11 protein-coding genes are annotated in these 13,123 nt (G+C 65.2%); 9 read left to right on the forward strand and 2 right to left on the reverse strand.

Going from position 1 to position 13,123, the window contains the following annotated elements; all coding sequences use genetic code 11:
• The first annotated feature begins 447 nt into the window (after nt 1–447).
• The 9 genes from OZ10_RS12740 to OZ10_RS23150 all read left to right on the forward strand — a co-directional run bounded on the left by OZ10_RS12740 (nt 448) and on the right by OZ10_RS23150 (nt 10,506).
• A complete protein-coding gene (locus tag OZ10_RS12740; RefSeq protein WP_039565242.1) occupies nt 448–1,344 on the forward strand; it encodes a DnaJ C-terminal domain-containing protein in 897 nt (298 codons plus the stop codon).
• A gap of 880 nt (nt 1,345–2,224) precedes the next feature.
• Complete coding sequence (gene pilH / locus OZ10_RS12745; protein WP_039407238.1) at nt 2,225–2,611, forward strand: twitching motility response regulator PilH; 387 nt, start codon at nt 2,225–2,227, stop codon at nt 2,609–2,611.
• 438 nt (nt 2,612–3,049) lie between these two features.
• Nucleotides 3,050–4,186, forward strand: a complete 1,137-nt coding sequence (hflK, locus tag OZ10_RS12750) for an FtsH protease activity modulator HflK (protein ID WP_039407235.1) — start codon at nt 3,050–3,052, stop codon at nt 4,184–4,186.
• Nucleotides 4,186–5,049 (forward strand): protease modulator HflC, encoded by an 864-nt coding sequence (gene hflC, locus OZ10_RS12755; protein ID WP_039407232.1) that lies wholly within the window; start codon nt 4,186–4,188, stop codon nt 5,047–5,049. Before hflK ends, hflC begins: the two co-directional genes overlap by 1 nt.
• A gap of 217 nt (nt 5,050–5,266) precedes the next feature.
• A complete protein-coding gene (locus OZ10_RS12760) occupies nt 5,267–5,452 on the forward strand; it encodes a DUF2065 domain-containing protein (protein WP_039407247.1) in 186 nt (61 codons plus the stop codon).
• Nucleotides 5,453–5,868: 416 nt separating this feature from the next.
• Nucleotides 5,869–7,161, forward strand: a complete 1,293-nt coding sequence (locus tag OZ10_RS12765) for an adenylosuccinate synthase (protein ID WP_039565246.1) — start codon at nt 5,869–5,871, stop codon at nt 7,159–7,161.
• Nucleotides 7,162–7,336: 175 nt separating this feature from the next.
• Nucleotides 7,337–10,000: a M1 family metallopeptidase gene (locus OZ10_RS12770; RefSeq protein ID WP_039565247.1), complete on the forward strand. Its 2,664-nt coding sequence runs from the start codon at nt 7,337–7,339 to the stop codon at nt 9,998–10,000.
• A 37-nt stretch (nt 10,001–10,037) separates the two neighbouring features.
• Nucleotides 10,038–10,325 carry a hypothetical protein gene (locus tag OZ10_RS12775; RefSeq protein ID WP_039565249.1) on the forward strand — a complete coding sequence of 96 codons (288 nt, stop codon included), beginning with the start codon at nt 10,038–10,040 and terminating at the stop codon, nt 10,323–10,325.
• 1 nt (nt 10,326) lies between these two features.
• Nucleotides 10,327–10,506: a hypothetical protein gene (locus OZ10_RS23150; protein WP_425598951.1), complete on the forward strand. Its 180-nt coding sequence runs from the start codon at nt 10,327–10,329 to the stop codon at nt 10,504–10,506.
• Between the two features lie 292 nt (nt 10,507–10,798).
• On the opposite strand, the gene OZ10_RS12785 is transcribed toward OZ10_RS23150, so the two are convergent.
• Together OZ10_RS12785 and OZ10_RS12790 are read right to left on the reverse strand one after the other, a co-directional pair.
• Entirely contained in the window at nt 10,799–12,124 is a 1,326-nt protein-coding gene (locus OZ10_RS12785; protein ID WP_202903011.1) for a Smlt3024 family type IV secretion system effector, read from the reverse strand.
• A gap of 25 nt (nt 12,125–12,149) precedes the next feature.
• Entirely contained in the window at nt 12,150–13,013 is an 864-nt protein-coding gene (locus tag OZ10_RS12790) for a Smlt3025 familytype IV secretion system inhibitor (RefSeq protein WP_039565251.1), read from the reverse strand.
• Nucleotides 13,014–13,123 lie beyond the last annotated feature (110 nt).

The raw sequence follows: 13,123 nt of genomic DNA on the forward strand, positions 1-13,123 counted from the left end.
GCATTCAGGTGGGCAACGGGCAGGACACCAGTGGCGGCACCGTGCAGTAAGCGCGCGCAGCGGTTGCGCTGATGTAGTTGCCAGGTGAGTCACCGGTTTGGTCTGAGCGCCGGTGCGCCCAGCCTTCGGCCCTCCGGCGACCACCGTCCTTGCAGGTGGCGCACCGCTGCGAGGCAACGGACCCTGGAGCGATGTCACCTGACTTCGCTCCCCGGCGACGACCGCGCCGTAGAATAGGCGCGGTCGCCCGCCCGGCTGCGAAGAGATCGGCCAGCAACCCCGTTGCGTGACCGTCATGCGGGTGCGGCTGGTGTTGCAGTGGCGGGTACGGCATGTACCCGCCACGTCTCGCCAGCTGCGCCATCCATGGCTGTCCTGTGGGAATGCCTGCCCTCGAACTGGCTCGTGGCCCCGGCTGCGGGCCGTTTTTTTTCCAGAGGTGATTAGATGGAATTCAAGGATTACTACGCAACGCTGGGTGTGGAGCCCAGCGCGGGCGATGCGGAAATCAAGACCGCCTATCGCCGGTTGGCGCGCAAGTACCACCCCGACGTCAGCAAGGAAGCCGGCGCCGAGGACAAGTTCAAGGCGATCAACGAAGCCTACGAGGCATTGCGCGACCCGGCCAAGCGCAAGGCCTACGATCAGTTGAAGGCGCAGGGGTATCGCCCGGGCGACGAGTTCCAGGCCCCGCCCAGCTATGGTGGCGGGCAGGGCTTCGACTATGAAGAGGTGTTCGGCAACGGCGGCGCCGGCGGCGGTTTCAGCGATTTCTTCGAGAGCCTGTTTGCCGGCCAACGCGGCGGCCGTCCACGCGGGCCGGGTGCCGGTGCGGGCGCAGGTGCCGGCCCACAGACGCGCGGCGACACCCGCGCCAAACTCGCGGTACCGCTGGAAGCGGTGCACTCGGGTGACAGCGTGCGCATCACCATCAACGGCAAGCAGCTGGACGTGCGCGTGCCCAAGGGCGTGCAGCCGGGTCAGGTGATCCGCCTGAGCGGGCAGGGCAACGGCGGCGGCAACCTGCTGCTGGAGATCGAGTACGCCGCGCACCCGCAGTTCGAGGTGGACGGGCGCAACATCCTGTACACCCTGCAGGTCATGCCCTGGCAGGCAGCGCTGGGCACCACCATCAGCGTGCCCACCCTGGGCGGCTCGGTGGAACTGAAGGTGCCCGCCGACTCCGACGCCGGCCGCAAGTTGCGCCTGCGCGGCCGCGGCCTGCCGGGCACGACCCCGGGCGATCAGATCGTGGAGCTGGAAATCCTGGCCCCGGCTCCCACCGACGACGCGCAGAAGAAGGCGTACCGTAATCTCGCCAAGGCATTTGGCGAGACGGTGTGAGCCGGTCCGCATGAGTGCGCGTGTGACCTGGCCCCTCTCCCGGTGGGTGCAGAAAATAAGCCCCTCTCCCCGCGGGAGAGGGGTTGGGGTGAGGGTGCGGTAGGTCAGCAATGCGGCAGTCGACCTCGACCTGTGCCATCGAGCCGCAGCCGTACCCTCATCCGGCGCTGCGCGCCACCTTCTCCCGACGGGAGAAGGGAGAAGCCCCTCTCCCGACGGGAGAGGGGTTGGGGTGAGGGTGCGGTAGGTCAGCGATGCGGCAGTCGCCCTCGAACTGCGCCATCGAATCGCGGCCGCACCCTCATCCGGCGCTGCGCGCCACCTTCTCCCGACGGGAGAAGGGAGAAGCCCCTCTCCCCTCGGGAGAGGGGTTGGGGTGAGGGTACGTAGGTCAGCGATGCGGCAGTCGCTCTCGAACTGCGCCATCGAATCGCGGCCGTACCCTCATCCGGCGCTGCGCGCCACCTTCTCCCGACGGGAGAAGGGAGAAGCCCCTCTCCCCTCGGGAGAGGGGTTGGGGTGAGGGTACGGTAGGTCAGCAATGCGGCAGTCGCCTCGGCCTGCGCCTTCGAATCGCGGCCGTAGCCTCATCCGATACTGCGCCCCACTTGCTCCCCACGCAGCAAGCAATGTCCGGTGCGAGAAGGGGATCAGCGTCGCTGTCCGTCGATTCCTGTGGTGAATCCAACCGTGCCTTGGCCGACGTAGTACTCCAGCAGCCGCCTACAAAGAACGACTGCGCGTCAGTCCATCGCATATCGCAACCTTCGCCAACCACCAACCACCAACCACCAACCACCAACCACCAACCACCAACCTGGCCCAGCTATCGAAAGCGCAGCCGGCGCACTACACTCGCCGCGCACACTAGGGGAAACACATGGCACGCATTTTGATCGTCGACGACTCGCCGTCGCAGCTGCTGGGGATTCAGCGCATCGTCGAGAAGCTCGGGCACGAGACCATCACCGCCACCGATGGCGCCGCTGGCGTGGAAGCGGCCAAGGAGTCGCTGCCGGATCTGGTGCTGATGGACGTGGTCATGCCCAACCTCAACGGCTTCCAGGCCACGCGCACGCTCAAGCGCGAGCCCACCACCCAGCACATCCCGGTGATCCTTGTGACCACCAAGGACCAGGACACCGACCGCATGTGGGGCATGCGCCAGGGCGCCCGCGCCTACATCACCAAGCCGTTTTCCGAAGACGAATTGCTGGAAGTGATGGAGCGCGTGTTCAACCAGAAGGACGAATCGCCGACGGCATGATCGCGGTGGGGTGCCGCGCCGCGTGTGCAGCACCTGCGGCCGTTGCCGCACTACCGTGGCGTCCGGCGCCGCAGTTGCCGGCAGTGTCGGTCGCGGCTCCACATCAGCCAGCCAGGCAAGGCTGCCGCCGGGCAAGGCAAGGCAAGGCAGGTCAGGCCAGCGCTGCGCGTCCGTCCTCGCGCATGCCCGGTGAGACCGGCAGGTACTTGTGCTGGCCATCCATCAACAGGGCACCGGCGCGCCAGCGAGGTCCCTCGTCCCCCGCACATGCCATGCTGCACAGCAATGCGCCCCAATCCACCCAGCGGCTAAATCGCCGATGCACCGGACCGGGCCTTTCAAAACGGCCGGTCTGCCCCATCTAGTAGAATCGGCGAATCAAACAACACGGCGGCACTGCGGGACTGGCCCGCACAGCCCCTCGATCATGGAGCGTGCATGGCCTGGAACACACCCGGCAACAAGGGCGGAGACGGCCCGGATCCCAACCGTCGCAGGTCCTGGGGCCCGCGCGGTGGTGGCAACGGTGGCGGTTGGGGCAATCTGCCCGCCCCGGTGAAAGAGCTGTTCGACGGTGGTGTGGGGCGCTGGATCCTGGTCGCGGTGGTGCTGATGGTGCTGTTTTCCAGCTTCCAGCTCATCGGTGAACAGCAGCGTGGCGTGGTGCTGCGCTTCGGCCAGTTCTCGCGCATCCTGCAGCCCGGCCCCAACTTCAAGCTGCCCTGGCCGATCGAGTCGGTGCGCAAGGTCAATGCCACCGAGATCAAGACCTTCAGCAACCAGGTGCCGGTGCTGACCCGCGACGAGAACATCGTCAACGTCTCGCTCAACGTGCAGTACCAGATCAGCGACCCGCGCAAATACCTGTTCGGCTCGCGCAATGCCGACTTGGTGCTGGAGCAGGCCGCGCAAAGCGCCGTGCGTGAGCAGGTGGGTCGTTCCGATCTGAATACCGTGCTTAACAATCGCGGCCCGCTGGCGATCGCCTCCAAGGACCGCTTGCAGGCGGCGCTGGATGCCTACAACACCGGCCTGGCCGTCACCGGCGTGACCCTGCCGGACGCGCGCCCGCCGGAAGAAGTGAAGCCGGCCTTCGACGAGGTCAACGGTGCCCAGCAGGTGCGCGAGCGCCTGATCAACGAAGCCCAGGCCTATGCCGCCAAGGTGGTGCCGGAAGCGCGCGGCCAGGGTGCGCGCACCCGCACCGGTGCCGAAGGCTACAAGCAGGCGGTGATCTCCAAGGCCGAGGGCGACGCCGACCGCTTCACCCTGCTGCAGGAGCAGTACGCCGGCGCGCCCGAAGTCACGCGCAAGCGCCTGTGGCTGGAAACCGTGCAGAAGGTGCTGTCGGAGAACCGCAAGGTGATCGGCAGCGATGGCCGCCAGGTCATCTACGTACCGCTGCCGGCCGATGCCAACAAGGCGTCCGCGACCAGCGGCAATACCGGAAACAGCGGCATGCCGTCGATGGTGCCGCAGGACGTGCTGTTGAATCCGCCGCAGAATTCCAGCAGCGAGGCCATCCGCAACCCGGAGCGCGGGCCGCGCCCGACCGGCCGTGAGGGAACCGAATAATGAAGAATTCGCTAGTCATCGGCCTGATCGTCGCCGTGTTGCTGACCTTGATGGGCTCGGTGTTCGTGGTGCGCGAGGATCAGACCGCCATGGTGCTCAACCTGGGCCGCGTGGTGCGTGCCGACCTCAAGCCCGGCCTGCACTTCAAGATTCCGGTGGTGGAATCGGTGCGCGTGTTCGATCGCCGCTTCCAGGTGCTCGACACCGCCCCGGCCCGCTACTTCACCGCCGAGCAGAAAGATGTCAGCGTGGACTTCTTTGCCATCGGCTACATCTCCGACGTGCGGGCGTTCTACCGCGCCACCGGTGGCGAGGAGTCGGTCGCCAATTCGCGCCTTGCCCCGATCATCACCGACTCGCTGCGCAACCAGATCAATTCGCGCACCCTGCAGCAGCTGGTCTCCGGCGACCGCAGCGAATTGATCGCCAACCAGCTCAAGGGCATCAATGGCGCCATCAAGGGCCTGGGGATGCAGATCACCGACCTGCGCATCAAGCAGATCGACCTGCCGACCGACAGCCAGGTGATCACCGACGTCTACGAGCGAATGCGCGCCCAGCGCAAGCAGGAAGCCAGCAAGTTGCGCGCAGAAGGCGAAGAGCAGGCCCTGACCATCCGTGCTCAGGCCGACCGCGAAAGCACGATCATCAAGGCCGATGCCGAGCGCGATGCCCAGAAACTGCGCGGCGAAGGCGATGCCGACGCGGCCCGCATCTATGGCCAGGCCGGCGCAAAGGACCCCTCGTTCTACGCCTTCTACCGCAGCCTGGAGGCGTACCGCGAGTCCATGACCGACGGCAACGGCGTGGTCGTACTCGACAAGAACGACCCGTTCCTGCAGTACCTCAAGAGCGATCGTTGATCGCTCTGTCTTGAAACAAAAGCGCCCGCGTAATGCGGGCGTTTTTGTATGTGCCTGTTATTGCCGGGCAGACAGACGCGCCCCCACCGTAGGAGCGCACCCGGGCGCGACGGCTTTACCGGCAATGCCCGTCGCGCCCAGGTGCGCTCCTACGGTGTGGCGTGTCGGGCTGCCGAACCGGGCACACTGCAGCTCCCACGTTGTCCTGGTGTTGCTGATGCACGAGTTCCTGTCCGCGTTATGCCTGATCGCCGTCATCGAAGGCCTGCTGCTGTTCGCCGCGCCCGCCGCCTGGAAGCGGATGGTCGAGCAGCTGTTCAGCCTGCCCACGGCCCAACTGCGTGCCATCGGCGGTGTGACCTTGGTGCTGGGCGCGATCGCGCTGTGGATTGTGCGCCACTGAGTGGGTGGTCCGTTCCGACCGAAATGGGCAGCGTAGGAGCGCACCTGGGCGCGACAGGCGTTACCGGTGAAGCAGTCGTGCCCGGGTGCGCTCCTACGACCCGCGATGGGGGTTTGGGATTGCTAGGCGCCGGCAGCGCCCGGGAGCACCGCGCAACCGCTGGCCAGCGGCAATCCGGCTAGCCCTCGATCCGCCGTTCGCCAAGGGTAGTGCACGCCACCCAAAACCCGGATAATGCACAAAAGCCGGCCGGGCACGCTCCAACCAGAGCACCCCGTTCGGCTTTTTCCGTGTCAGGGCTGGTCGCCGCTGCAACGCTCCCCGATGGAGCCGCGCGCACGGTGGCGCCGCCAGCCCCGAGTCGGTCCCATCCCGCGGCCCCGATGGCTGCAGCAAAACTCAGGAGTTCACCCGTCATGGGTCAATCAGTTGTCGTGCTCGGTGCCCAGTGGGGCGATGAAGGCAAAGGCAAGATCGTCGATCTGCTCACCGAAGAGATCGGTGCAGTCGTCCGCTTCCAGGGCGGCCACAACGCTGGCCATACCCTGGTCATCAACGGCAAGAAGACCGTCTTGCACCTGATTCCGTCCGGCATCCTGCGCGACGACGCGCTGTGCCTGATCGGCAATGGCGTGGTGATCTCCCCGGCCGCGTTGATCAAGGAGATCAGCGAGCTGGAAGGCGCCGGTGTGGAAGTGCGTTCGCGCCTGAAAATCTCCCCGGCCGCGCCGCTGATCATGCCGTACCACATCGCCCTGGACCAGGCGCGCGAGAAGGCCGCCGGCGGCAAGGCCATCGGCACCACCGGCCGCGGCATCGGCCCGGCGTATGAAGACAAGGTGGCGCGTCGCGGTATCCGCATCGCCGACCTGCACTACCCGCCGCAGCTGGAAGAGCTGCTGCGCACCGCGCTGGACTACCACAACTTCGTGCTGACCAAGTACCTGGGTGTGGAAGCGGTGGACTTCCAGAAGACCTTCGACGAGGCACTGGCTTTTGGCGATTACGTGCAGCCGATGAAGTCCGACGTGGCCGGCATCCTGCACGACCTGCGCAAGCATGGTAAGCGCGTGCTGTTCGAAGGCGCGCAGGGCGCGTTGCTGGACATCGACCACGGCACCTACCCGTACGTCACCAGCTCCAACACCACCGTGGGCGGCGCACTGGCCGGCACCGGCGTGGGCGCCGACGCCATCGACTACGTGCTCGGTATCGCCAAGGCCTACGCCACGCGCGTGGGCGGCGGCCCGTTCCCGACCGAGCTGGACGACGAAGTGGGCCAGGGCATCCGCGACCGCGGTGCCGAGTACGGCGCGTCCACCGGCCGCCCGCGTCGTTGCGGCTGGATGGATATCGTCGCGCTCAAGCGCGCGGTGGCCATCAACGGCATCTCCGGCCTGTGCATCACCAAGCTCGACGTGCTCGACGGCATGGAAAAGCTCAAGGTCTGCATCGCCTACGAATACCGCGGCAAGCGCACCGAATACGCCCCGCTGGACGCGCAGGGTTGGGAAGAGTGCACCCCCGTGTACCTGGAGTTCCCGGGCTGGACCGAGAACACCCACGGCATCACCGAGTGGGACAAGCTGCCGGTGGCCGCGCGTGCCTACCTGCGCGCGCTGGAAGAACTGGCCGGCTGCCCGATCTCGATCGTCTCCACCGGCCCGGATCGTGACCACACGATGGTGCTGCAGGATCCGTTCGCCTGATCGGCTGACGCCAGACGCGGCATCGTCCAACGGCCCGGCTTGTCCGGGCCGTTGGCATTTGAGGATTGCTGAGATTTGCCATGACTTCCGGCGGTGCCTGCGCGCACTGTTCCGGCGGATCATCCGCGGCCTGGCGCCGCTTGCCTGCCCACTTCGCCCACATCGAGAATTTCCCATGCGTCTTCCCCTGGTGACCGCCATCGCACTGGCCCTGGTCGGTACAAGTCCGGCTGCCTCCGTGCTCGCCGCCGCGCCCGCACCGCCTAGCGCCGCCGCCTCGTCCATCACCACCCAGTTGCCGCGCACGGCCAAGCCCACGCATTACGCGGTGGAGATCACGCCGCATGCCGACAAGATGACGTTCGACGGCAAGGTCGCCATCGACGTCAGCGTGCTGCAGGCCACCGACCGCATCGTGTTGCAGGCCGCCAACCTGAGCTTGGCGCGGGGCACGCTCACGCAAAAGGGCGGCAAGCCGCAAGCTGCCAAGGTCAGCACCGATGCCGAGGCGCAGACCGCCACGTTCGCGTTCGACAAGCCGCTGGCAGTGGGCGAGTACGTGCTGTCCATCGACTACAGCGGCGTGATCAACACGCAGGCCAACGGCTTGTTCGCGCTGGATTACACCACCGCGCAGGGTGCGCGCCGTGCGTTGTTCACCCAGTTCGAAAACTCCGATGCGCGCCGCTTCATTCCCTCCTGGGACGAGCCAAACTTCAAGGCCACCTTCGACCTGGCGATCAATGCGCCGGCCGGGCAGATGGCAGTGAGCAACATGCCGGTCGCCTCGTCCAAGCCGGGCGCAAACGGGCGCACCCGCATCGCGTTCCAGACCTCGCCCAAGATGTCCACGTACCTGCTGTTCGTCAGCGTGGGCGATTTCGAGCGTGCCACCGTCACCGCCGACAACGGCACCGAGATCGGCGTCATCGCGCAGAAGGGCAAGGTGGACCAGGCCCAGTTCGCGCTGGAATCCGGCCGCGACGTGCTGCACGAATACAACGCCTACTTCGGCATCCCGTACCCGCTGCCCAAGCTGGACAACATCGCCGCGCCCGGGCGCAGCCAGTTCTTCAGCGCCATGGAAAACTGGGGCGCGATCTTCACCTTCGAATACTCGTTGTTGCTGGATCCGGCGGTGGCCAACATCGACACCAGGCAAGGCGTGTTCACCGTCGCCGCGCATGAGATCGCGCACCAGTGGTTCGGCAACCTGGTGACCATGGCGTGGTGGGACGACCTGTGGCTCAACGAAGGCTTCGCCAACTGGATGGAGGCGCGCACCACGGCAAAACTGCATCCGGAATGGGATATCGACAAGACCGGCCCGGCGCTGAAAAGCCGCGCGGCGATGCGGCGCGATGCGTATGCGACCACCCACCCGGTGGTGCAGCACGTGGCCACCGTGGAGCAGGCCAGCCAGGCCTTCGACGCCATCACCTACCAGAAGGGCGAGGCGGTGATTGCCATGCTGGAAGACTACGTCGGCTCGGACCACTGGCGCACCGGCGTGCGCAGCTACATCCAGCAGCACCAGTACGGCAACGCGGTGACCGACCAGTTGTGGCAGCAGATCGACGCGGTGGCCCCCGGCAAGCAATTCACCCAGGTGGCGCACGACTTCACCTTGCAGCCGGGCGTGCCGTTGATCAAGGCCAGCACCCGCTGCGTCGGCGGCCAGACCGCGGTGACGCTGGAGCAGGGCGAGTTCACGCTGGACCGCCCCGACAAGCAGCCGTTGCGCTGGCATGTGCCGGTCGTCCTGCGCAGCGGCAATGGCGCGCCGGTGCGCGTGCTGGTAGACGGCACCGCCCAGGTGCAGGTACCCGGCTGCGACGCACCGGTGGTGGTCAATGCCGGGCAAAAGGGCTACTTCCGCACCTGGTATGCGCCCGCGCAGTTCAAGGCGCTGACCACCAGGTTTGCCGCGCTACCGGTGGTGGACCAGGTGGGCGTGTTGAACGACACCAACGCACTGGCCGGTGCCGGCGTGCAGGCGCAGGCCGACGTGCTGGATCTCACCGCCCAGGTGGCGGCCGGTGCATCGCCCGATGTCTGGGACATGGTGGCCAGCATCTACGACGATGTGGATGGCAGTTTCGAGCGCGACCCGGCTGCGCGCGCCACGTGGCGTGCCTATGCCGTGCCGCGCTTGTCGGCCGAATTCGCAACGCTGGGCTGGGACAACCGCGCTGGCGATTCGGCGCAGATCCAGCAGTTGCGTACCCGCCTGATCGCAACCCTCAGCGACATGGGCGATGCCGCCGTGATCGCCGAGGCGCGCCGGCGCTTTGCCGCCTTCCAGGCCAACCCCGCCTCGCTGTCGCCGGAACTGCGCGACAGCGTGCTGGGCGCGGTTGCGCACAATGCCGACGCCGCCACCTGGGACGCCTTGCATGCCTTGGCCACGCAGGAAACCTCGTCGATGGTGCGCGACACCTATTACGACTTCCTCTCCATGCCCAACGACGAGGCACTGGCCAAGCGCGCGCTGGAACTGGCGTTGACAGCCGAGCCGGGCGCCACCACCGGTGCGAGCATGATCGACCGGGTCGCTTCCCGGCACCCGGAGCTTGCCTTCGACTTCGCGGTGGCGCATCGCACGCAGGTGGACACCCTGGTGGACTCCACCTCGCGTGCCCGCTACTACCCCGGCCTGGGCATGGACTCAGCCGAGCTTGCCACCGCCGACCGGATCAAGGCCTATGCCGAGCAGTACATCGCACCCACCTCGCGGCAGGCCGCAGACAACGCCGTCAACACGATCCAGACGCGGGTGAAGCTGCGGGCGGCCTCGCTGCCGCAGATCAAGGCATGGTTGAAGGCGCGCAAGCGCTGAGCGTTGCGGTCATCGCAGCACAGGAAACAGCCCGGTCTTGCCGGGCTTCACAACCATCCGCCGTCCAGACGAACTCAAGATGCGTGTTGCTGCAGCAGCGAAGCGGGGCGGCACGACGTCACATGGTTTCATCCTGGAAGCGATCGCCGAAAAGGCGGAAGCGGTCGAGCGTCGTGCCGAGTTCGATGCGGTTGCCGAGCAGCGTGATGCCGGCATCGTGGCGTCCGCGAAGACCATCGCCTGGGACGACATGCGTGGCTATCTGGAAAAGCGCATGGCCGGCGAGCCGGCAAAGCGTCCCACGGCCCGCAAACTAGCCCGGTAGCATGGCGCGTATCGAGCTGGCACCGGAGGTTGCACAGGATCTTGAGCGGATCTTCGACCACCTCCAGCGCCATGAGGCCGCACATGTCGCAGCACGCCTGCACGAGGTCATTGCGGCAATCGATGTGCTGGAAACCAATCCGCTGATCGGCTGGCTGGCGGCGACAAGTGCGAACTGGTGATCGGTCACGGCGCGCACGGCTATCTGGCGCTGTACTGCCATGTCGCGCAGATCGACACGGTGTTTGTGCTGGCCGTTCGCTCGCAACGTGAGGCGGGCTTTGCAGGGCCGTGATGTTCGCAGTTCTCTGATTGCTGTAGCCCGGCGTCCCTAGTTATTCGATGCACTGCCACCCGACCCGCACAAGCCGGTGCTGGAGATCGTCGCGCGCCACGCCGACGTTGCCAACAGGTATCGCCTGCACGCCATAGCCCAAGAAGCCGCCGCAATGCCTCGCCACCCGCCTAGCGCCGTTATCCCATGCGCATCGACGCACTCTCACGCTGCCGGGTATCCATCTCCTGCTGCTGGCTCTGCGCCAACGCCTGTTGGCGATCGGTGCTGGCCACTTCCAGCTGCTGCAGCGACTGCTCCACCGGCGTCTGCACGGCCACGTCGGTCGGCATGTGGGCGCGCAGGTGCGCCGGGTTGTTCAACTCGCCCTGCACCACAAACACATTGCGGCCGGCCGGGCTGTCGGTCGTCTGCTCGCTCAGTACCACGTGGTCGGCCCGGTCCAGGTTGTTCTGGCGGGCGAGGGTCATCACGCTGGCGATGAGGCGCTCGCTGTTCTCGTCTGGTGTGCGCCCGGCTTGCGCATCGATCGCGTTCACGCCTGCGCGCACCTGCTGCAGCAATGCGTAGTCCCGGTGCTCAGGGCCGATATCGGCGAGTTTGGTGGGCGGCTGCATCCGATCGGGCAGCCCGTCGACCGATACCGTGAGCGGGCTGCGGGTAATGGAGCGGTGCGAATCGTCTTCATGGAACTGCGTGGCTTTCTGCTGCCGTTCCAGACGCACGGCGCGGGCATCGTCGAGTTCGGCGATACGGCCGGGATTGGTTTCTTCGCGCATGGAAAGATACCCACCGCCTGCGCTGACGTTCACCCATTTCTGCTCTTTTTCAAAGTACATCGCGTAGAAGCTGTTGCTGCCGATGACGTTGGGGTCGACGGCTGAGCGGCCTTCCAGCATCTGGATCGCCTCGGTGGTGCCGAGCTTGGCCAGGTACTGGCTGCCGGCCGCCAGTCCCATCTGCGCAAAGGTCTCGTAGCCCGTGTTCCTGATACGGGCAGCGCCGCCGTACTCGTTGTCGAGCATGTTGGTCCAGATCTGTTCCAGCTTCTGGGGGCCGCTTTTTTCCAATGCTGCTTGCAGGAGCACGCGGGGTGTCCAGCAGTTAGGGTCTAGCTCATGGTCCAGGAAGGCTTGGTCGTGTGCTCGCATGACGTCCTTGCCGGGAAGGTTCAGTGCCATATCCGGACGCTCTTTGTCGAACCAAGCTTGTCGAAGCTCAAAATCCTTCTTGAGCAGCGTTTGCCCGAACTCTTCCCACTGGCGTTCGCTCAATTCAGCATTGGCAAAGCGCGAGCCAGTATCGCGCTGTGTCTTGGCATAGTCTTGCGCGTAATTGTTAGCCACTTGTCCTGGCAAGCTGTCGTTGCGCACAACGCCTAATGCCAGCGTCCCATAGCCGTCTGCTCCATCAAGCTGCGAGAGATAGTTCCAATACAGCTCGCGATTGCCTTTATTTGCATAGCTGGAAAGAATTTCCAGATCCTGCTCACTCAGTCCGCTCACCGGCTACTCCCTGTAAATACGCTAATCACCGAATTTTACTGCGGGTTAATACGCCCCTCACCGCATCTTCCATGCGCTTCCAGTCCTTCAGGAATGCACGCTTGTAGTTGAGACTGATGGAAAGTTTGTTTTCGATGTCAGAGAAGTAGTGGACGCAACTTGCAGCAACGGCACCTTTTTCATGGACCACTTCAGATCCCTCCAGCCGAACGCCATCTGCTCGAAATTTTATGCTGTCGCACTTGATGAACGTGGTCAAATTGCCGCTGGAGTCGCGCGCGACGTACCAGTCGTCTTCAAACGCAGGGTTGCGCGTCGGAGGCTCGCTGTGTTGGGCTTCATACGCTTTTACATATGCCGCCATCTTCTCCTCATCAATGGCATAGGGCGTTAATCCGAATGCTTCAGGCTGTGCGATGCGGAGATCGAGCCGGGCGACAGGATTGCCCCGCTCAACTGAGTCTGCCTCTGTACGCCTATCGTTTGACGAGAAACGCTCAAGCAATACCTCAATGGGAACACGGTCGACATAGTCGATAGACACGGAAATTTCTTTCCGGAAATCATTCGTGCGCGGGTTGGCCCGTGCCCCGGGCGGGGTGGGGGTCATGTCTGGCCATTCGATGACCAGCGTCACGCCTTCGCCCGGCCATGGTGCGATCTGGCTGTCCAGATAGTTGGCGGGGATGCGGAAGGTGTTCGGCCCCAGCTTTACGTCAACCGGCGCGTCCGAATAGGTGTGCCCGTTGATGGTGCGGCCTGTGGTAACGGTGCCTGACATGGGGGAAGTCCTTTTTTGTTCGGGTGATGGCGTCCGTGCACAGGCACTGCCGGTGACGGCGATGGCGAGTGCAAGAGCCAGGCACCGGCCAGATGACATCATGTGCATTGGTCAATCCATTGCAGGGTTCGCCGCAACTATATGCAACTTGGGATCAGCGCGACAGCAAGGGCCAAGCCTGCGATTGTCCGTGCCATGCGCCGCACGACACGGGAATG

The organism is Xanthomonas cannabis pv. cannabis, from assembly GCF_000802365.1.
Lineage (GTDB): Bacteria > Pseudomonadota > Gammaproteobacteria > Xanthomonadales > Xanthomonadaceae > Xanthomonas > Xanthomonas cannabis.